Annotated in this window: 17 protein-coding genes; 12 read left to right on the forward strand and 5 right to left on the reverse strand. The window is 57.9% G+C overall.

Annotation, left to right across the window (positions count from 1 at the left end; translation table 11 throughout):
* The first annotated feature begins 264 nt into the window (after positions 1-264).
* The 3 genes from cls to M4NBBH2_RS09545 all read left to right on the forward strand — a co-directional run bounded on the left by cls (position 265) and on the right by M4NBBH2_RS09545 (position 3,063).
* Positions 265-1,845: a cardiolipin synthase gene (gene cls, locus M4NBBH2_RS09535; protein ID WP_170135145.1), complete on the forward strand. Its 1,581-nt coding sequence runs from the start codon at positions 265-267 to the stop codon at positions 1,843-1,845.
* Positions 1,846-2,020: 175 nt separating this feature from the next.
* Entirely contained in the window at positions 2,021-2,731 is a 711-nt protein-coding gene (locus M4NBBH2_RS09540; RefSeq protein WP_116270762.1) for an AzlC family ABC transporter permease, read from the forward strand.
* Positions 2,728-3,063: a branched-chain amino acid transporter permease gene (locus tag M4NBBH2_RS09545; RefSeq protein WP_116270763.1), complete on the forward strand. Its 336-nt coding sequence runs from the start codon at positions 2,728-2,730 to the stop codon at positions 3,061-3,063. The genes M4NBBH2_RS09540 and M4NBBH2_RS09545 overlap by 4 nt, the downstream gene beginning before the upstream one ends.
* Before the next feature lie 202 nt (positions 3,064-3,265).
* On the opposite strand, the gene M4NBBH2_RS09550 is transcribed toward M4NBBH2_RS09545, so the two are convergent.
* The 3 genes from M4NBBH2_RS09550 to M4NBBH2_RS09560 form a co-directional block, all read right to left on the reverse strand.
* Positions 3,266-4,510, reverse strand: a complete 1,245-nt coding sequence (locus M4NBBH2_RS09550; RefSeq protein ID WP_116270764.1) for an ABC transporter permease — start codon at positions 4,508-4,510, stop codon at positions 3,266-3,268.
* On the reverse strand, positions 4,503-5,723 hold the full coding sequence (locus M4NBBH2_RS09555; protein WP_116270765.1) for an HlyD family secretion protein: 1,221 nt from the start codon (positions 5,721-5,723) through the stop codon (positions 4,503-4,505). The genes M4NBBH2_RS09550 and M4NBBH2_RS09555 overlap by 8 nt, the downstream gene beginning before the upstream one ends.
* Before the next feature lie 138 nt (positions 5,724-5,861).
* The gene (locus tag M4NBBH2_RS09560; protein ID WP_116270766.1) at positions 5,862-6,374 is read right to left on the reverse strand and encodes a MarR family winged helix-turn-helix transcriptional regulator; all 513 of its coding nucleotides are present in this window, start codon (positions 6,372-6,374) and stop codon (positions 5,862-5,864) included.
* A gap of 310 nt (positions 6,375-6,684) precedes the next feature.
* Between M4NBBH2_RS09560 and M4NBBH2_RS09565 the strand changes: the two genes are divergently transcribed.
* From M4NBBH2_RS09565 to M4NBBH2_RS09580, 4 genes are all read left to right on the forward strand, one after another.
* On the forward strand, positions 6,685-9,075 hold the full coding sequence (locus tag M4NBBH2_RS09565) for an SEL1-like repeat protein (protein ID WP_116270767.1): 2,391 nt from the start codon (positions 6,685-6,687) through the stop codon (positions 9,073-9,075).
* Between the two features lie 185 nt (positions 9,076-9,260).
* Positions 9,261-9,794, forward strand: coding sequence for an NAD(P)H-dependent oxidoreductase (locus M4NBBH2_RS09570; protein WP_116270768.1), 534 nt, complete (start codon positions 9,261-9,263; stop codon positions 9,792-9,794).
* A gap of 360 nt (positions 9,795-10,154) precedes the next feature.
* Positions 10,155-12,449, forward strand: coding sequence for an SEL1-like repeat protein (locus M4NBBH2_RS09575; protein WP_116270769.1), 2,295 nt, complete (start codon positions 10,155-10,157; stop codon positions 12,447-12,449).
* Between the two features lie 31 nt (positions 12,450-12,480).
* A complete protein-coding gene (locus tag M4NBBH2_RS09580) occupies positions 12,481-13,167 on the forward strand; it encodes a Crp/Fnr family transcriptional regulator (RefSeq protein ID WP_116270770.1) in 687 nt (228 codons plus the stop codon).
* Positions 13,168-13,184: 17 nt separating this feature from the next.
* Here the strand turns inward: M4NBBH2_RS09580 and M4NBBH2_RS09585 are convergent, their stop codons facing one another.
* Both M4NBBH2_RS09585 and M4NBBH2_RS09590 read right to left on the reverse strand, forming a co-directional pair.
* On the reverse strand, positions 13,185-13,394 hold the full coding sequence (locus tag M4NBBH2_RS09585; protein WP_124944270.1) for a hypothetical protein: 210 nt from the start codon (positions 13,392-13,394) through the stop codon (positions 13,185-13,187).
* A gap of 186 nt (positions 13,395-13,580) precedes the next feature.
* Complete coding sequence (locus tag M4NBBH2_RS09590; protein ID WP_116270772.1) at positions 13,581-14,306, reverse strand: TetR/AcrR family transcriptional regulator; 726 nt, start codon at positions 14,304-14,306, stop codon at positions 13,581-13,583.
* A gap of 117 nt (positions 14,307-14,423) precedes the next feature.
* On the opposite strand from M4NBBH2_RS09590, the gene M4NBBH2_RS09595 reads away from it, so the two are divergent.
* From M4NBBH2_RS09595 to M4NBBH2_RS09615, 5 genes are all read left to right on the forward strand, one after another.
* A complete protein-coding gene (locus tag M4NBBH2_RS09595) occupies positions 14,424-15,515 on the forward strand; it encodes an HlyD family secretion protein (protein WP_116270773.1) in 1,092 nt (363 codons plus the stop codon).
* Between the two features lie 17 nt (positions 15,516-15,532).
* Positions 15,533-17,281 (forward strand): ATP-binding cassette domain-containing protein, encoded by a 1,749-nt coding sequence (locus M4NBBH2_RS09600; RefSeq protein WP_116271113.1) that lies wholly within the window; start codon positions 15,533-15,535, stop codon positions 17,279-17,281.
* Positions 17,278-18,423, forward strand: coding sequence for an ABC transporter permease (locus M4NBBH2_RS09605; protein ID WP_116270774.1), 1,146 nt, complete (start codon positions 17,278-17,280; stop codon positions 18,421-18,423). The genes M4NBBH2_RS09600 and M4NBBH2_RS09605 overlap by 4 nt, the downstream gene beginning before the upstream one ends.
* A 6-nt stretch (positions 18,424-18,429) precedes the next feature.
* The gene (locus M4NBBH2_RS09610; protein WP_116270775.1) at positions 18,430-19,560 is read left to right on the forward strand and encodes an ABC transporter permease; all 1,131 of its coding nucleotides are present in this window, start codon (positions 18,430-18,432) and stop codon (positions 19,558-19,560) included.
* Between the two features lie 168 nt (positions 19,561-19,728).
* Positions 19,729-20,463 carry a YczE/YyaS/YitT family protein gene (locus M4NBBH2_RS09615; RefSeq protein ID WP_125064665.1) on the forward strand — a complete coding sequence of 245 codons (735 nt, stop codon included), beginning with the start codon at positions 19,729-19,731 and terminating at the stop codon, positions 20,461-20,463.
* The last annotated feature ends 110 nt before the right edge of the window (positions 20,464-20,573 follow it).

Raw genomic sequence — 20,573 nt, forward strand, 5'->3', positions numbered from 1 at the left:
TTTTCCGGTTTTGGATCCACCGGAAATCCGGTTTCGGGTCGGCCTCCGGGCGTTTCCCGCGCCCCGCAATTCCCCGCCCTGCGGTGCCGGCACCCTCTCCAACTTCAGCGCCTGTTAGGAAAAAGAGACCGCGCGGCCTCTTCGATCCCGAGAACGTAAACAGGTACTCATGGAACGGTTATTCTTATTAGAGATGCATCACAGAAAAAGACCGGACTGAGAATGGAAACGGACACCGAACGAGCGAGACGCCGATTTAACCGCGTGAAGCGTGAGACCCTGAGACGGGGAAAACGCATCGCGAAACGCGGGAAACGGGGCTTTTTTTCCATTCTCTTCAGCCGCTCGGGGCTGATCGGGGTGATGCTGCTCGCGCAGCTCATTCTTTTCCTCCTCCTCACCTTCTGGCTTCAGTCCTACACGTCGAAATACTTCCTGATTTCAGGCGCGATCGGCGGCTTTGTTGTGCTCTGCATTATCAATAGCCGTTCGGACTCCACTTCGAAAATCACCTGGCTCTTCCTCATTCTCCTGATGCCGCTCTTCGGTATCGCGTTTTATGTCTACACGCAGACCGATATTGGGCACCGGAGGCTGAAGCGGCGCGCGGCGAAGATCATCGGGGAAACGAAGAATTCGATCCCGCAGGATCCGCGGGATCTCGACGCGCTCTCCCGCGCGGGATCTGATATCTCGGGGCTCGTGTCGTACATGAATAAGACCGGGTGCTACCCGGTGTATCGGAACGAGGGGGCGGATTATCTCCCGTCCGGCGAAGCGTTTTTCCGGTCTCTTCTTGATGACCTCTCAAAAGCCCGGCGCTTCATCTTTCTCGAATTCTTCATTATTGATGAGGGATTCATGTGGGGGCAGGTGCTGAAGATCCTCGAGGAGAAGGTGAAGGCCGGGGTTGAAGTGCGGGTGCTGTATGACGGGACGTGCGAGTTCGCGCGTCTCCCGAGCGGCTACCCCGAGTACCTCCGGTCTCTCGGGATCCAGTGCAAGGTCTTTTCCCCGATCTACCCCTTCGTTTCCACGAAGTACAACTACCGTGACCACCGGAAGATTGTCGTGATTGACGGCGTCACCGGGTTCACGGGCGGCGCGAACTTAGCGGACGAATATATCAACCGGATCCACCCCTATGGGCGATGGAAAGACGCGGCGATCAGGCTGCGGGGGCGGTCCGTGAAGTCACTTACGCTCCTCTTCCTTCAGATGTGGCACGCGGACGACGGGGAGATCTTTATCGGGGATCTCCTGAAAGGCGAAGACGCCCGCGTGAATCTCATTGAAGGCGGTTTTGTCATTCCGTTCGGCGATAACCCGATGGATGAGGAGAAGGTGGCGGAGAACCTCTATATCGACATGATTTCGCGCGCCGACCGCTATGTCTGGGTGATGACGCCGTATCTGATCCTCGATGGGGAGCTTGAGTCGGCGCTCGAATTCGCGGCCGACCGGGGCGTGGATGTCAGGATCATCTGCCCGTCGCATTCCGATAAATATCTCATTCACGCGCTCGCCCGTAACACCTACCGGCAGCTCATTCACGCCGGCGTCCGGGTGTTTGAGTGGCAGCCCGGTTTTGTTCACGCGAAGGTGATGGTCTCTGACTCCGAAAAGGCGATCGTGGGGAGCATCAATTTCGATTACCGCAGTCTTTATCACCATTTCGAATGCGGCGTGTACTGCTACCGCACGCCCTGCATTGAGGAAATCGAGCGGGATTTCGAGGCCGCGTTCCAGGACTGCGTGGAATTTACGGAAGATCGCCTGCACCGCGTGAGTCTCTTTGAACGCGGGTGCGGCGCGGTGCTGAAGGTGCTGTCTCCGCTGCTTTAAGGCGTCTTTGTTGCGGTATTACGACTTAGGCCGCAGTTGATTCGCGGAATCGGAATCCCGCGCGGCGCGTTTCTTTTATACTCAACCGCACGGGCCGCCGGGGATAAAAAGGCGGCTTTGACAATCCACGGGGCCGCGGCGGAAAAAGCGGCTCCAACGCTTAATACACACAGTCATGACAGTGAATTCAATCCTCAGAGCCTTCGCGCCGGCCGCGAAAGTGACGCTGCCCGTCGGAACGGGATACCTGTTCCTCGGCGCGGCGTACGGTATCTATATGCATGTGAACGGGTTCTCCGTCTGGTACCCGGCTCTGATGGCGTGGCTGATTTACGGGGGGTCGCTCGAATTCGTCGCGGCCTCGATGCTGCTCTCCCCCTTCGCGCCGGTGACGACGTTTTTTGTCGCCTTCATGATCCAGGCTCGTCACCTCTTCTACGGCCTCGCGATGCTGGATCGCTTCAAGGGACTCGGCTGGAAGAAGCTCTATCTCATTTTCGGGATGAGCGATGAATCGTTCGCGCTCGAATTCGCGACCAAGGCCCCGGAAGGGGTCGACTCCAGCTGGTACATGATGTGGATCACGTTCCTCGACCGCATGTATTGGCTTGGCGGCGCGGTGCTCGGAGCGACGCTTGGCAGCTTCCTCACCTTTGACACGAAGGGGCTGTCGTTCGTCATGACCGCGATGTTTGTCGTGATTTTCCTTGAGCAGTTCCTCAAAGAAAAGCATCACTGGACCGCGTGGATCGGGTTCGGGGCGTCGCTCGGGTGCCTCGCGCTCTTTGGCCGCGACTTCTTCATGATCTCGACCATGGTGGTGATTCTGCTGCTCCTCACCGTTTTCCGGAAGCCGATTGAAGAGAAAGGAGGGTACGAGGAATGACGATGCCGCTTTGGGAACAAATCATCACGGTCGCGCTCTGCATCGCGGCGACGATGCTCTCCCGCTTTCTCCCCTTTATTCTCTTTTCGTCCCGCCGGCCGACTCCCCGCTACATCCAGTACCTCGGGGCGACGCTTCCGGCCGCGATTTTCGCGATGCTTGTCGTCTACTGCCTGAAGGGGGTTGATCTCTTCTCGGGCACGCACGGCCTCCCGGAATTCATCGCGATCGCGGCGACCGTCCTCCTTCACCTCTGGAAGCGGAACATGATGATCTCGATGGCGGGCGGCACCGCGGTCTACATGTTCCTCGTGCAGATGGTGTTTGTCTGAAGCAGAGCAGAACGGTTACTATGAAAAACGAAACCCCGAAAGACGTGAATCTTTCGGGGTTTTCTGTCGCTGCGGGCGGGGTTTGATCCCCGGCTCCGCAGAGGCCTGCTTTTTGAGGCAGGACTTAGCCAGCAGGAGTTTAAGCCCCCGCGGTGACGCTTCCTATGTTACCAAAAAGCGAACCCGCGGGAAGCCTTTGGCGTTACGCCGCTTCGCCCGGCACCTGAGCGAGCGCCGCGACCTGCCGGTCACGGATCCTGAGAAGCCTGCGGCGCTCAAGGTAGAACCGGAGTGTCACGAGCATCATGAGCGCGGTGACGTAGAGGATGTATTCGCCGTAAGGCCCGATCATCTGCGACAGCGTCATCCCGCGGAACGCGAAGTCGCGGTACATCGAGTACTGCCACGTGAGCGGGAAAAGGTGCGCGAAGTACCAGCCCGTGCCAGTCAGTTCTCCCATTGCCATCGTCATGCCGCCCATGATGAAGCCGGGCGGCACCACGAAGATCATGAAAGAAGCGCCGTTTGCCGGAGTCTTGAAACTCCAGGTGATCAGCATCGCGATGAGGCCGATCGAGAACGGCAGCATGAAGAGACTCGGGAGGTACGCGAGGTAGTTCCCCTTGAACGGCATGCAGTTAAAGAGCACAAGACCCGCCGTCATGATCGTAACGGCCGCCGTGTACCCAAGAGCGTAGGGGATGAGCCGCGCGATCATCGCGGAGGGGCCCCGGTTCAGAATCGCGTTTTCCCACTGCCCCATCACGTGGACACGGCCCGTCAGCATCAGGGTCGTGATGCCGAAAAAGATCCCGGAGAAGAAGTAGAGGAAGCCCGCGATCGTCACAGGGACGAGCGAATTCGTCGGGTTAAAGAGCCGGCGGATCGAGACCGTGAGCCCCGAGGAACCGGAACTCTGAGCGCTCGCGGGACCGAGCGCCTGGAGGTTCTCGGCGTTCACCGGGATCCCTTCCTGCGCCGCGATCTGGTTCAGCGACTCAAAGACCTCACCGTTCTGAGCCGGGTTCCCCATGTCGGCTTCGTAACCGATGTTGTAGGGCGTGGTGCCATTCAGCAGTCCCTTCTCAAACCCCTTCGGGATCACGATGACGCCGACCACGTTATCGTGCCGCGTGAGGTAAACCGGGTCCACCGGCGTGTGGAACACCGAGGCGATACGGATATCGCGGGATGAATCCACCGCCTGGATAAACTTCGCGCTGCGGGCCGAGTGGTCAAGATCGACCACCGCGACCGGCGCCTCAATCACGCCCATCTGGGTGAAGAGGATGCTGAAAATGAGAGCCGTGAGAAACGCGGCCATGAAGCAGAGCTTGTGGTACGGGATGAAGTGACCGCTCATCATCGCGCTGATCTCTTCGTAGATCGAGTCCGCGATGTCGCGCCGCCACTTCGCGAATCCCGAGAGTGCGGCCTCTTTAGTCATTGATCTTCACTCCGATCGACATCCCGGGGATGACGCCGGGCTGCGGGGTCACATAGATCCGGGCGACAAGCGATTTCAGATCCGCCTGGCCGCGTTCACGCGTGCCACGGAGATCCGCGAAGGCGGGCGCTTCGTGCAGCACGCGCACCGTTCCGGTGACAGTCTTTCCGGCCGCCGTTTCACCCTTCACGGTCTTTCCTTCCGCGAACTTCGCGGCGTCCTTTTCGCTTACGTAGATTTCGTAATACTGACGGTTCGACTCGAGCAGTACGGCGGGGCTCCCCGCGGGAACGATTTCACCCACCTGGTACATGACTTTGAGGATCTTCCCGTCCTCAGGCGCCTTGATCGTGAGGCGGGACTTCTCGACCTCGAGCGCGGCGAGCGCCTGCTTCAGCTGTTCGCCCTCGGCTTCGAGCTGCTTCACCTTGAGTTTCTGCGTTTCGATGCTCGCGCGCGTATCCGCGATCGCGGCAAGCCTCATCCCCTGAGCGGAGCCGGTTTTCGCGAGCCGCGCGAGATCTGACTTCGACGCCCCGACCGTCGACGCGTCGAGCTGCTTCCGGGCGGTGGTTACCGCGGCCGCCGCGGTTTCCCAGGTGTTCCTCGCGGAGTCAAATGACGCCTGCGAAATCGCGTGCGACGTGATCAGGTTCTTCGTGCGGTCGTAATCCGCCTTCGCGCGCTTCTCTGTCGCGATGGCGGAGTCGAGATTCGCTTTCGCGCCTTCAATCGTCCGCCAGGAGTTCTTTTCCGTGGTGCCGGACGCGGTGAGGCTCGTCTCAATCGTGCGCTTCGCCTCTTCAACCGCGGCCGCGTTCTCCGCGATCTGAGCCTTCGTCTTCGCGATCGAGATATCGGTATCGGTGGAATCGAGTTCCATCAGGACGTCGCCCGCCTTCACCATGCGACCTTCAACCGCGGGGCGGGAAACGAGCTTCCCGGACACCTTTTCAAAGGCGGTGTTGACGTCCTCAGCGGTGAGCGTCCCGTACTTCTGGCTCTGCGCGAGGGTATCCGCGTCGCGGCGGGGCCCGAGCACCATGAAGGTCGTGCCGACCGCGATCAGCACGGCAAAGACAATGAGGGGTTTCAGGAGCGCTTTCTTCCCGGGGCCCTTCCCGAGCGACTGCGGGGTGGGAGCAGCCGCCGCTCCGGATTCTGCCTCGGCCGCGGGGGCAGGGGCTGCGTTCTTCTTTTCTTCTTCACTCATGATGAATCACTTTTTTAATCAATAAACCAACAAATCAATTGTTTAGCTGACTAACTATTTTCACGGACCAAACCGGCCGGAAGCGGGGGGCAGAAAACGCGCCTCAGCGCTTCGGTCGGTTGAGAGAGTGGGAGGGAGTTATTTCGCCTCAGGTTTCGGGAGGAGCTTGTCGAGGAGCGCGAGAAGCTCTTTCTGCTCGTCCGGCGTCAGGCGTCCGGCGAAGTCCATCACGCGCTTGAAGTGCCCTGGGAGGAGCTGATCGAGCAGCGCGAGTCCGTCCTTCGTGATCGTGACCCGCTTTTCGCGCGCGTCACCCTTCATGCGGCGGACCGCGACGAGCGGATGCGTTTGAGCTCTCATGCGGGAAAGCATCACGGAGATCGTGGGTACCGAAACACCAACCCGCGCGGCAAGCTCCTTGATGCTGCAGCCCTTCGGCATCGTCTTCAGCGCCATGAGAAGCACAAACTTCCCCTCGCTGATGCCGAACTCATTCTCCATATAGGAGATGATTTCCTGATTGATCAGATAGCCCGCGTTGATCAGCGTGAGGACAAGCGCGGGGGCTTCCGGTGAAAACGGAATCGGTGCGGCCTCTGCGGTCTTCATGAGAACATCACGTGTTGGGAGAACCCGGACTTTGTAATTCATGAAAATAGTTTTCGTGGCTAATAATTAGGTAGCTAATTATATCCTGAATGCCCATAGCGTCAACGTTTGCTATCCCATGAATGAGTGTCGTTTTGGGAGGACGCCGCGGCCATGCGGCTGAGCCTGGGATTACCGGTGAGAGGCAAAGCCTGAGGTATTGACGATGGTTCTTCCGGAGGACAGGCGGTCTACGCGTGAGACAGGAAAACCGTCAATTGCGATTGAAATTCCCCGGTAGATCCAAAATAATAACGGCATAACGATTGATTTTTCACCCGGGCTCCGGCCCGATAGGTGACGGAGCCAAGCTGTGACTAAAAAGAAAACGGTTGTGAGGGATGAATTCACGTCGGAGGAAGCGTTTGACGCGGCCTCCAAGATCGAGCATCTCCTCCATACGCCGTTTTTCGGGAAACCCCCGTGCGATTCATTTGCTCAGGCCTGGGCGAGTGACGAGATCCGGGCGAAAGCGCTTGAATTCGTCCGGGATCCGCACGCTGAATTTCATGAGCTCTCGGAATACACCGATGTGGATAACTTCTGGGGCGTGGGGCTTTATGGAAGCCGCCGCGAGGGACCCGCGATCTACGGTTCGCACGGCGCGCCGGGCGTTCCGCTGATGCCCCCGGCACTCTGCCCCGTGATGCCGGGAGCCGAAATCCCGTGTGACGTCCGGGCGACCCGCCGCTATATCAATGGGTATGACGGTGAGGTGTTCGTACAGCCCGCTGGGAGCCTCATGAATCTCGCCGCCGCGGTGCCCGGGCTCCGGGTCTTCGAAAAGACACTCGCGAGGCCGGGCGTCCACCGTTTTTCCTTCAATGCCTGGGCGCTCTTCGCGTTCCCGGCACCGGCGCCTGAAACCGAAAGCGCGCAGGAAGTGCTCGCGGATGCCGCCTGGAACCATTTCCGGATGGGAGATAAAGACGCGTTTAAGCCGGAGGAGCCGAGCTGCGCCCTGATCCCGGTGATGCCGGTGTCGTTTTTCAAGGACGGACGCGATAAGGCGCTTAAGGACTATGTGAACGGGAACGCCTGCACGTACGCGCTGCACTCCGTGATCCGGTCTGTCGAGGAAATGACGCTGCTTGGCGAAAAGTACTGGAAGATCGAAGCCGCGGTGGATGAGAAAGATCCGGCGGCGGTCGATACCGTGCTCCCGATTTTCTGCCCGGAATCGATCTGGCAGGGCGAAGTGCCGCCGGCTGTCGGTATGCGCTTCGCGGGCTTTATCTGGATTTCGGCGCGGTTCCTCCCCGAGGGGCCGCTTGAGCCGCTCCTCTCCCGGGCGGATCTCCTCACGGACGCGATCAACCGGGCCGAATCCGGTGACGTGAATGCGATGATTGAGCTCGCGGATATCTACACCGAAGGCTTCCGGGTCGGAAAGGATGACGCTGAGGCGTTCCGCTGGTACAAGGCGGCAGCTGAATCGGGAAGCATCGATGGTCTCATCGGACTCGCGGACTGCTATAAGGAAGGACGCGGCACGGAAAAGGACTGCGAGGCCGCGAAGGCGCTGCTCCTTCGGGCCGGGTCCGCCGGCAGCGGAGAGGCGTTTAAGGAGCTCGGTGACCTGATTCACGAGGAGAGCCATTCGTCTGAAGATGAAAAGCAGGCGCATGAAGCCTACCAAAAGGCGGTGAAGCTCGGCGCGACAGATGCCTACGCGTCTCTCGTCATCGAATGCTTCACAAAGGACTTCCGGAGAAAGCAAAAGGATCCGGTGCCTCTCGCCCTGCAGTACGCGGCAGCAGCGAGGAAAGCGAATACCGATCCCACGACGCTTCTCATGATTTCGCATCTCTTCACCGTGGTCCAGGATCCGCGGCTTCTCAAGCCCGCGGCCGATCTCGCTGAAAAGGCTGCGGAAAGCGGTTCGGCGACCGCATATTTCATACTCGCCACTTACTACGCCCATGGAATCGGACGAGATCCGAGTCCAAGGAAAGCCACGCAGTTCCTGAAGGAATTTGGGTGGGCCGGAGACGCGAACCAGAAATTCGAGGCGGCGCAGATGCTTCTTAATGGTGATGACGGATTCCGTAAGGATACAGGACACGCATACCACCTTTTTGAAATCTCGGCCTATATGGGGAGCCCCGACGGCGCGGGGGGATACGGCTACTGCCTCGTAAATGGCATTGGTACGAAACAGAATATTGAGCTTGGCCTCCGGTGGCTGAAGAAAGCCCGTTACGAAGGCTCCGCGAAGGCGTGTTTCGAGTACGGCCAGATGCGGATGGATGGTCGCTTCGTACGTAAGAACCGGAAGGACGGCGAGCAGTGGATCAAACGCGCCGCGGAACAGAACCTTCCCGTGGCGCTCCTCTATCTCTCAGACGGCTACTTTTATGGGGACGTCTTTAAGCAGAGCATTTCGCAGGCCATCTCCTGGCGTCTCCGCTACTACGCTGCGATTCCGCCCGAAAATGCCGCGGAGGATGTTCTGAACTTCATGGACGCCTGTTTCGATAAAGCGTCTGAGAAGCAGATGGCGGAACTCGCGAAGGTCGTTGAGAAAGCCGCGGACGCCGGTGTTCCTGAAGCGATGGTGGCGGTCGGTGACTACTACATGCTCGGATTCCACGGATTCAAAGAGGATCACGACGAAGCCTTCCGGTACTACCGGGAAGCCGCCTCTCTTGGGAATAAAGAAGCCGAAGAGCGGATTGAGAATCTGAAGAAGTTTCTGAAGTGACGGGTTGATATTCGGGACCGCCGCTGACAGGCGTCTCAGAAAAATCAAAAAAAAGGCTTGCAAGAGGAGGGGAAAGCGCTTAATTTTTTGATGTAACCAGTCCGGTTACAAAAAAATATATCGTTAAATCTGAAATCGGATAAGAATAAACACATACATCTTTTAACCCCCGATAGGAAAGAATAATGAGCAAGACTCTGGTTATCGTCACTCACCCGAATATCGAACAGTCTCACGTCAATAAGAGCTGGGTTGATGCGCTGAAAGCGCATCCTGATCTCTACACCGTTCATGAAATCTACAAGCTCTATCCGGATGGCAAGATTGACGTCGCCGCCGAACAGAAACTGCTGGAGTCCTATGACAACATCGTCCTGCAGTTCCCGATGTACTGGTACAGCTCTCCCGCACTCCTGAAGCAGTGGCAGGATGACGTACTTGCTTACGGCTGGGCCTATGGTTCCAAGGGCAATGCGCTCAAGGGTAAGAAGCTAGGCGTCGCCGTGTCGGTGGGTTCTCCCGCTGAGGTCTACACGAAGACTGGTTCCGTTGGCGCTGAAGTTCCGGAAATTCTGCTCCCCTTCAAGCTCATGGCGAATTTCGTTCAGACTCAGTGGCAGCCGCCCTTCCTCCTTTTCGGCGCTCTCAGCCAGACGCCTGAAACCCTGAAGAAGAGCAGCGAGGATTATCTTGCCCATCTGCAGAAGTACTTCGCCTAAGCTGGCGACAGCTCTTCTGCCTCGGAAACCAGCTTTGAATGAGCGGATCAGAGAATCGGACAGGCTCCTGAACTGAGCTCTAAAGCTGATCTTTCCGCATCAAACCCCGTGGATTAGGTTCCTCGGGGTTTTGTTTTATCGGGTCATCCGTAAGCTTCATCGTCGATACGTGAAAAGTTACATATGCTCTAATTGTAACAAAATATTTCTTAGGATAAAGTCCTTATTTAGATAACGCAAAATACGAAGATCAATGACGAAGTTGCAAGGGGAAGCTTTCGGGCTTTTCTCTGAAATCTCTTTTAAAAAGCGGCTCTGACGCACTTTTATTCAGAGGCTGGAGTAACGGAGAACGACATCATGAGATCACACTACACACGTACGAATCCCGCGGCTCAGGGGCAGGCGCTGCCGCCCGAAGCGAAAGCGCGTTTCAATACGCCGTTTTTCGGGAAGAAAGCCATTGGAAATTTCACGCATGCCTGGGCAGACGAACTGACTCTTGACCGCGTGCAGGAAGCGTTTGATCCCTTTGAGTGCCATCACTACGAACTGCCTGAATATTCCGATACGAAATACGGCTGGGGCGTGACACTCCTTGGAGACAGCCGAGAAGGGCCGGCGTTTTACGCATCGCACGGACCTGAAAATCAGGGAATGACGACGGAACAGACCGCACCCGTAATGCCTGGGATCAGCGGGTTCTTCCGCATAAGCAATTTCCGACGGTTCAGGAATCAGTATGACGGTGAAGTGTTTATGCGGCCGGAAGGCGGACATTTCTCGATTTCCGCCGCGGTTCCCGGCCTCCGGGTCTTTGAAGATCGGTTTAGGGATCCGGTACCGCGGGCTTTTTCGCTTTCCGCCTGGGCTCACAGCATTACGGTGCTCACTGATGGACCGGCTCCGGAGAATATGACGGCTGAAGAAAATTACACCGTAATGCCTTTTCTTCCGCCGTGGGAAGATCGGAAGCAGGAAAAAGGGCTTGATGATTTTCTTGAAAAAGACGCGAGCTGCTACTTTATCCGGTCGGTTATTCGTTCCGCGGAACTCGTGATGCTTTACGAGGAGGATGTCTGGAAGCTTGTGGTCACCATGAAAGAACCCCTTCTCGGCGAAACAGGCATCGATATTCCGGTCTACTGCTTTGAGAAAGACTGGGAGGGCGAGTCTCCGAAAGCGGGAATGAGGATTCTCGCCGCGATCTGGCTCCTCGCGCGTTTTATCCCTGCGGAGGAAGTTGAACCCCCGCGGAGACTCAATCCTGACGATCCGATAGATCTTGAAAAGGCTCAGTCGGGGGACGCTGATGCTATGGTCAAGGTCGCGAAGGCCTATCTTTCGGATCCGTTCTATGAGGCCCCATTTGAAGCGTTTACCTGGTTTCAGAGAGCGGCTGAAAAGAAGAATCCGGAAGGGATCCTGGGTCTTGCGGACTGCTACCTGAACGGCACAGGCGTCAAAAAGAATCGCAAAGAAGCGAAGAAACTTGTCCGGACTCTCGCGGATAAGGACTACCCGGACGCAGTGATGAAGCTTGCTGACATTCTGGATCTGGACGCGGTTACTCCGAAGGAAGCGCGCCGGGTGAGAAAGATTTATGAGCGAGCGGTGTCGCTTGGCGCGGTGAAGGCCTATATCCCATTGATCTCCAATGCCCTTATTGGCTGCGAATCCGATAATTTCGCGTCGGACTATCCCCGTGCGGTTCAGTTCGCGATGGATCTGAGAGAAACCGGGGCGGATCCTGTGACACTGATCACCGTGAGCCAGATGCTCAGTGATGAAGGTCTCAGGAAGTACGCGAAACTCATCGCGGATCTTGCGGAGCTGGCGGCGGAAGGCGGGGACTCGCTTCCGAAGGCTGCTCTGGCTCTTTACTACGCACAGGGTTTTGGACGAAAGAGAGATCCTAAGAAAGCGAATCAGCTGCTCATAGAGGCAGGAGAAAACGGAAGCATTAGGCAGAAACTTCAAGTCGCGGATACGCTGCTCGCAGGGAAGAAGGGCTTTATTCAGGATGTCAAAACGGCAGTGCGGTTCTATGAAGACGCAGCCATGATGGGAAGCCCGGATGGTGCGGCATCTTTCGGTTGGTGTCTCGCTATGGGATTTGGAACCGTGGAAAACCTGGAAGCCGGACTCCGGTGGCTGCAGAAAGCGATTGATGAGGGGTCAGACCGTGGGCGGTTTTACTATGGGGTGTTGCTTTCTGATGGGCAAAAGCTGAAAAAGGACGAACGAAAAGGCGAAAAGCTTATCCGTGAAGCGGCGGAGAACGGTCTTCCGAATGCTGCCTATAGGCTTTCTCTTGATTGCTTTGATAAGGGCCTTAATAAAGAAGCGTTCGACTGGAGAATCCGCTATTACGGATTGGCTGAGGCGGATGAGTCCGTAAATGACATTGTTACCCTTCTCCCTGAACATGGCTATGACGCGGAAGGGCACCAACTGGAATTTATCCTTGGGGTTCTTTTGCTTGCAGGAGAAACGGGGGATCCCTTGGCACTCGTGATGCTCGGCGATATTTACGTTACCGGCGCCTATGGAGTCAGGGTGAATGTAAAGGATGCGAAGAAACTTTATCGGGAAGCCGCGGAGATGGGCTATAAAATGGCAGAAACGCGTCTTGCTCAGTTGGCAGGCAAATAGAGCCTGTGGTTTTAACCCGCAGAGGTTTTGAATGGATCACGTCTACGCCGAATGTCCCTGGGTTGTCCCGCCGGACGCCCCGGAACTCCTCGCACTCTTCCGTGAGAAGGGGAGACCGGCCTTTGTCCGCTCGAGAACGGTGGTGAACTTCGGTGAGGAGCCGACAGCCTACCTGGTGGAAGAAGGGCTAGTGGGGACATTCGCGGGCGGCGTCGGGAAGTATGAGCGCCTCATTGTGCTTTTCCCCCCGGGAACTTCAGTGGGAGCGGAGAAGTCAATCAAAGGTAAGCACGCGATCAAGCCTCTGATCGCCCGGGCGCTTCTCCCCACGAAGGTCCTCGTGATGGATGCGGCTCAGTTTAAGCGGGAGCTGGAGCTTGATCCCATTCTCTGCATCGCGGCGCTGAAGAGCTTCATTCGGCATGACGACGCGAAGATTGAGGGTCTTCTGATGAATGACCTCCTCACGGTGCCGCAGCGGGTCGCGCTCATGGTGAAGGTGCTTTTTCAGGCACTCAATATGCCGCTCACGGCGCTCCCCAAGTGCCTTCCCAAAACAATCACCGTCACGGAACTCGCGCGTCTCGTTCACAGCGACCGCGCGGTCGTGAGCCGGATTCTCGCGAAGTGGGTGGAAGAGGGGATCGTGGTGACGCACGACGGAATGTATTTCTTCAGCAATAAGCTGAACCAGATCCTCGGTGACGAAGAGGTCTGATTCAGTTCAATTGAATCTCAGGCAGCGTTTGCCGTGTCCGGAACCTTGAAGGGACCAGCAGGCAGCGCTGCCTTTTCTTTTTCGTCTGGTGCTTTGGCAGCGGCCGCGTCGCGGTAAGCAATCAGAAGGGGAATGCTCTCACGTCCGAGAGTTACCCGAATGTCAGCCCGCCGGTGAGAATCCGTCCCAGCCGAGGGCCGCTGCGGAGAAGATAGCTGCAGAGCCATGCCTGAGGAGTCTGCTTCTCGGAGAAAAATCATCGACTATAGTCGATGATCGTGTCTGTTTTTCTTCAATCATCGATTACGATCGATGATTTTGTGCATCAACAGGAACCCCCGACCTCAATTTCGTGCTCAACATCTAGAAGAGACGTATCGGTCTGTCTGATTCTGATGCAGCTCGATTGAATCTCAGGCAACGTTTGCCGTATCCGGAACCTTGAAGGAACCGGCGGGGAGCGTTGCCTTTTCTTTTTCGTCTGTCGCTTTGGCAGCGGCCGCGGCGGCGGTCGCCCGGAGTCCTCCGAGCGCGAACACCGTGAGCCGGTCATCAAGCTCCGACTGCGGCATTTTGGTGAGTGCTCCGAAGGGTCCCGGGAACCGGGAGCCGAACACAAAGAAGAGGAAAGCGGGCGCGATCGCGGACGCGATGCAGTGGATGAGGCGGGGATCCCCAACGGGGAAACCGGTGATTTCAGACACGATCTGCAGGATCACCTGAAGCTTCGGACGAGCCTCTTCCTTGAAAAGCGTTTCAAGCGCCGCCCCAGGCGCGATGACGCTCCGCGAAATCACCTGAAGCGATGCCCGTTCGCCGCGGCGCGCGGCGCCTGTGATGAGATTGAACACCCCGCGGAGCTTTTCCTCGGGCGTCATGTCAGAGCGCTGAATGGCTTCCAGCGCCTCAAGGCTCACGAGGTTCTGATGAGCCCGGATCAGGACTGCTTCAAACAGTCCCTTGCGGCTTCCGAAGTGATAGTTGATCGATGCGATATCGACCTTCGCTTTTTTGGCGATTTCTTTATTTTCCGTCTCCGCAAAACCGTGTTTCGCGAAGAGCGCGAGAGTGGCCTTCAGAATCCGTTCCTTAGTTTTGTCACCATCCGATCGGGTCTTTCGAATCGAGTCCTTTGGCATCACGTGTACCTTCGTAATTTCCGTGTCTTTTATTCTGTGTGGAATTGATTATACTTTAATTTGAATTTAAATTTAATTTGTATAGCTTTCCTGCATCTGCCGCGAAGGGGGTTCAGTATGAAAAAACGTTTGATTGCGATAGGAGCTGTGATCCTGGTGGCCGCGGCGGCAGCGGGAGGCTATGCGTGGTACCGGGGGCGTCAGGTAACCGCGCCGACAGAACTTACCCTCTACGGGAACGTCGATATCCGTCAGGTGTCACTTGCCTTTGACGCGAGCGGCCGCATCAGTGAAATGAATGTGGATGAGGGGCAGGTGGTGGAACCCGGGCAGGTGCTCGCGAAGCTGGATACCCGGACGCTGGAACTGCAGGCGAAACAGGCCGCGGCCCAGATCGGGGTTCAGGAGCAGACGCTTCTCAAACTGAAGCGCGGGAACCGCCCGCAGGAAATCGCTGAGGCCCGGAGCCAGATGCTCGCGTACGAAGCGCAGCTCACGAAGGCGAAGCAGGATCTCGAGCGCGCCAATAACCTGTGGAACGCGCCGGGCGGCCACGCGATCAGCACCCAGAATTACGACGCCGCGAAGAGCGCGGAGCGGGTCGCATCGCAGAACCTCGTGAACGCGCAGAAAGCGTACGAACTGATGAAGATCGGTCCCCGCGTTGAGGATATCCGGAGCGCCGAGTCGTCGCTTGCCGCCGCGAAGGCGAACCTCGAACTTCTGAATCACGAAATTTCGCTTGGTACCCTGAAGTCACCTGACGCCGCGATTGTGCGGTCACGGCTCCTGCAGCCGGGCGACATGGCGTCCGCCGCGAAACCGGTTTACACGCTCGCGCTCACCTCTCCCAAGTGGGTCCGCGTCTATGTGAATGAAAAGGATCTCGGGAACGTGAAACCCGGGATGACGGCAAGCGTCGTGACGGACACTCACCCGAACACCCCGATTGAGGGAACGGTGGGCTATATCTCGTCTGTCTCCGAATTCACGCCTAAAACCGTTGAAACCCCGGATCTCCGCTCGAGTCTCGTGTATGAAGTCCGCGTGATCGTGAAGGATCCGAAGGGGGATCTGCGTCTCGGGCAGCCGGCGACCGTGAAAATCAATCTGAACAGCAAGGGTGCTGAGATCCCCGCTTCCACCGCGGCCGCGGTGTCTCAGGTTCCGGATACGCCGCCTTCCGCCGCTTCCGCGGCAGCCCGCTGAGCTTGAAGGTGCTTCTCATGGCTGATTTCACTCCTGTCGTCACGGCGCGCGGTCTCACGAAATCCTTCGTGGGGGCGGATGGGGAGCACATTGAAGCGCTCTCCGACCTGACGCTCTCCATGCCACCCAACGTCATCGTGTCGCTTGTCGGCGTTGACGGCGCGGGGAAGACGACTTTCATGCGCCATATCACAGGGCTCATGAAGGCGGATTCGGGAGAACTCTCGGTTCTCGGCATCAACCCGGCGACGGACTCCCAGGCGGTGCAGGATCGGATCAGCTACATGCCGCAGGCGTTCGGGCTCTACGAGGATCTTTCGGTGAGCGAAAACCTCGACCTCTACGCCGATCTCCATGGCGTCCCTGAAGCGAAGCGGAAAGAGCGTTACCCGGAGCTTCTCGCGATGGCGGATCTCGCGCGCTACCTCGACCGTCCGGCCGGAAAACTCTCAGGCGGCATGAAGCAGAAGCTGGGGCTCATCTGTTCGCTCGTGCGGACACCCGACCTCCTCCTTCTCGATGAGCCCTCTGTCGGCGTCGACCCTCTGTCACGCCGCGACCTCTGGGAAATTGTCTCGAAACTTGTTTCCAGACAGCGGATCTCGGTCCTCTGGGCCACGAGCTATATGGATGAGGCGGAGAATTCGGATTACGTTTTCCTTCTTCACGGCGGAAAGCTGATCCGCGAGGGGAAGCCAAAAGAAATGACGCTTGAGTCCGCGGGACTCACGTATTTCGCGACGCCGGAGCACGGTGAAGCGCCCCGGTTCCTGCAGACCGCGTTCTATGACAGGCTGGACCTCACGACAGACGCCGTGCCGCAGGGGGGCGACGTCCGCATCATCGCGAAAGAGGGTGTAACGCAGGCGCAGCTCGACGCGGTTGCCCCCCGCACGAATCTTCGCCCGAGACCTCCAGAATTTGAAGACACCTTCATGCGGGAGATCGTGAAGGGCGAAGACCCCCGTCTCCCGAACCCGGCTCCGATTGAGAGCCATCGGGCGTCTGACGGCGACGTCGCTCCGGTCATTATCGTGAAGGACCTCGTCCGGAAGTTCGGTGACTTCACCGCCGTGAAAAGCACGTCCTTCTCCGTGAAGCCAGGAGAAATCTTCGGGCTTCTCGGGCCGAATGGCGCCGGAAAAACGGTGACCTTCCGGATTCTCTGCGGGCTTCTCCCCGCGACGAGCGGTCTCGTGCAGGTGGATGGGCTCAACCTCCGCACGGCGCGCGCTGAAGCCCGCGGCCACGTGGGTTACGTCGCGCAGAAGTTTTCGCTTTACCGGAACCTCTCCGTCCGGGAGAACCTGGAGTTTTTCGGCGGCGCTTATGGGCTTCGCGGGAAGCATCTCGAGGAGCGGATTGAGCACGTGATCCGGGAATTTCACCTGAACGCGGATGACATCGCGGGGAAGATACCGGCCGGCATGCAGCGGCGTCTCGCGATCGCGGCCGCCATGATTCATGAGCCCGCGATTCTCTTCCTCGATGAACCGACATCGGGTCTTGATCCGCTCGCGCGCCGCGCCTTCTGGCGCATCATCACGCAGCTCGCGAGTCAGGGCCGCACGATGATTGTGACAACGCACTTTATGGAAGAGGCGGAGTACTGCGACCGGATCGCGATTCAGGATAAGGGCGAGATGCTCGCGCTAGGCACGCCGGCTGAAGTCCGGAAGCTCGGGGGCGAGAACTGTGTCGATATGAACAGCGCCTTTATCGCGATTGTGGAAAATTCGCGTGAGAAACGGGGGTACACGAGATGACTGATCAGGCTGAAACCGGTCTCTCCGGGTTCTTCACCCGGTACTTCGCGCTGCTCGAGAAAGAGTTCCGGCAGATGATCCGCGATAAGAGCAATCTCGCGATCGGGATTCTGCTCCCGATCATCCTGATTCTGCTTTTCGGGTACGGCATTTCGTTTGACGTCGAGAACGCGAAGGTCGCGGTCGTGGTGGAGGACTCCTCCGCCGCGGCGCGCGACATCGCGCAGAGTCTCGGCGGGAGCAAGTATCTCGTCCCGGTCCGCGTGAAAGACTATCCGGCGGCGGTCGAGATGATGGAGCAGTCGGAGGCGCTCGGTATTCTCAGGATTCCGGTGAATTTCGGGCAGCAGTACGCGGCTGGGAACTCAACCGTGCAGCTGATTCTGAATGGCGTTGACGCGCAGACCGCGAAGACGATTCAGGGGTATGTGCTGAGCGCCGTCTCGAACTGGGGCGCGAAGGAAGCGGCCCGACGCGGCGGCATCACCGTGGGCGGCGGGATATCAGTCGTGCTGCGGATCTGGTTCAACCCGAACGCGATCAGTACCTGGTACCTTGTCCCGGGGATCATCGTTCTGATCATGACGCTCATCGGCACATTCCTCGCCTCGATGCTGATCGCGCGCGAGTGGGAGCGCGGCACCTTTGAGTCACTCTTTGTCACCCCGGTGCGGCCCTTTGAGATCGCGCTCGCGAAAGTTGCCCCGTACCTCGTGATCGGGATCATCGATATCGCGATCTGCCTCCTCGCCGCGCGGTTCCTCTTCAAGGTGCCGATCCGCGGGTCGCTTGTGCTGATTGTGCTCGTCTCAATCCTCTACCTGCTCGTTTCGCTTCTGATGGGGCTTCTCGTTTCGGGTGTCACGCGGAATCAGTTCCTCGCGAGCCAGATGGCGCTGCTCGTGAGCTTCATGCCGGCCGTGATGTTCTCGGGGTTCGTGTTTGACCTCCGGAATATGCCGGGGTGGATCCAGCCGATCTGCGAGATCTTCCCCGCGACCCACTTCATGAAGGTGGCGAAACTCCTCTTCCTTGCCGGAAACGACGCCTCGGTGGTGAGTCAGGGTGTCCTGATCCTCCTTGGCTACACGATCCTCTTCCTTATCCTCACCACCTGGACGCTTCGGAAGCGCGTGGAGTAAAGACTCATGAAAACCCAACGCTTCAATTCACTCATTATCTGGTTCTCCCAGGTCCGGGCCCTGATCCGGAAGGAGCTCCTCGTCCTCATGAAGGACCCGGTGAGCCGCTCGATCCTGATCGCCCCGGTGATCATCCAGGCGTTCCTTTTCGGTTACGCCGCGAGTTTTGACCTCCGCTACGTCCCGTACGCGGTGATGGATTCCTGTAACTGCAAGGCGTCGACTGAACTCCTCACGCATCTCGACAGCACCGGGATGTTTATCCGCGCGATGACGCTCACCTCGCAGTCCCAGATCGAGGACGCGGTCGTGACGGGAAAGGTGGTCGCGGCGATCAATATCCCGTCAGACTTCGCGGCGAAACTCTCATCCGGTCAGACCGCCCCCGTGGAACTGATTCTGGACGGCCGAAACTCAATGACCGCGAGCCTCGCGGGCGCGTATATCAGTTCGATCGCGGCGAACTATGGGGCCTCAATCACGGGGCAGACGAGCGCCGTGTCAGTTGACACCCGCTCCTGGTACAACCCGACGCTCGACAGCCGATGGAACATTCTGATCGCGCTGATCGCCTCGCTCTCCCTTCTTCAGACCATGATGATGGCGGCGTTTTCGGTCGCCCGGGAGCGCGAGCGGGGAACGTTTGATCAGCTGCTTGTCACGCCGCTCACACCGCCCCAGATCCTCGTCGGGAAGGCCGTCCCCTCGATCATCATCGGCATCGCGCAGAGCACGCTCATTTTCCTCATCGTGCAGTTCTGGTTCGGGATTCATATCGTGGGGAGCGTCGGGCTTCTCTACCTCGGGCTCCTCTTCTTCAACATCGCCGCGGTCGGTATCGGACTCTCGATTTCCGCGCTCTGCACGAATATGCAGCAGGCGATGCTCTGGTCCTTCCTCCTCATCGTGCCTTTCGTGCTGCTTTCGGGGTTCGTCTCCCCGATCGCCAACATGGCGGTCGGTGTCCGGTACCTCACGTATCTCAATCCGCTGCGGTTCGGGCTTGAGATCGTGAAGCGTGTCTACCTCGAAGGCGCGGTGCTTGGCGACATCTGGATGGAATTCATTCCGCTCACGCTCATGGCCGCTGTCTGCCTCCCCATAGCGGGCTGGCTATTCCGTCATAAGCTCTATTAAATCGACTCTCCATCCCACCAATAGTGGTAGCCCGAAGGGTGAGGATGGTCTATGTATGGGATGGGGGTCGGTTTTCACGTTTGCTTGCTTTTCCTACAATGACAGACCTGCGGCAGCGAAGGGGGCTGCGCCCATCGCTTCGTGTCGCACGAAATGTGGAGAAAAGTTTTGAATTCAGATAAGTTCTTTGAATATGTGTGGAGATGGACCCTGCTGGTAGCAGGGATGTTTGTCGCGGCCTGCGGCATTGCAATCATTACTCAGACGAATCTCGGGACGACCCCGATCAGTTCGCTGCCGTACGCGGTCACCGGTCTCACCGGATACTCCTTCGGTACGACGACCTTCTTTATCAATCTGATCTTCATCGCGCTGCAGTGGGTGATCCTCAGCCGCAAGGGCGTGTTCCACTACACGACGTTCTTTCAGATTCCGGTCGTGTTCGTGTTCAGCGCCTTCATCGATTTCACGATGAGCCTCTCAGGCGGCATCATGCCGGAGTCCTATCCGCTCCGCCTCCTGATCAGCTTTGCCGGGAACACGGTTCTCGCGCTTGGTATCGTGATGCAGCTGCATTCCCGAACAATCGTGCAGCCGGGCGAAGGTCTGGTGATCGCGGAGTCGATTCTCTTCCGGAAGCCGTTCGGTACCGTGAAGGTGTTTAACGACTGGACGCTTGTTCTGATGGCCTGCCTTGTCGCCTTTATTTTCTCGGGCGGTCTCATCGGTATCCGTGAAGGCACGTTTGTTTCCGCGCTTTTTGTCGGTATCTTCGCGAAGCTTTACCTGAAGCTCTGGCCGATGCCGAAGAAGGAAGAGCTGAAGGAACGTGAAGCGATCGCCGCTGAAAAGAAAGCGGAACGCGAAGCCGCGAACGCCGCGGGCGAAGCCGCCGCCTCCTGAGTGTAAGAAGCCTCTCCTCGGAAGTGAGCGAGGGGCTAGCCATAAGAAGACCGCCTGAAGGAAAAATCCTCAGGCGGTCTTTTGGTATCCGGAGAAAGGAGCCGCGGTGC

Origin of the sequence: Mesosutterella multiformis (genome assembly GCF_003402575.1) — a bacterium.
GTDB lineage: Bacteria > Pseudomonadota > Gammaproteobacteria > Burkholderiales > Burkholderiaceae_F > Mesosutterella > Mesosutterella multiformis.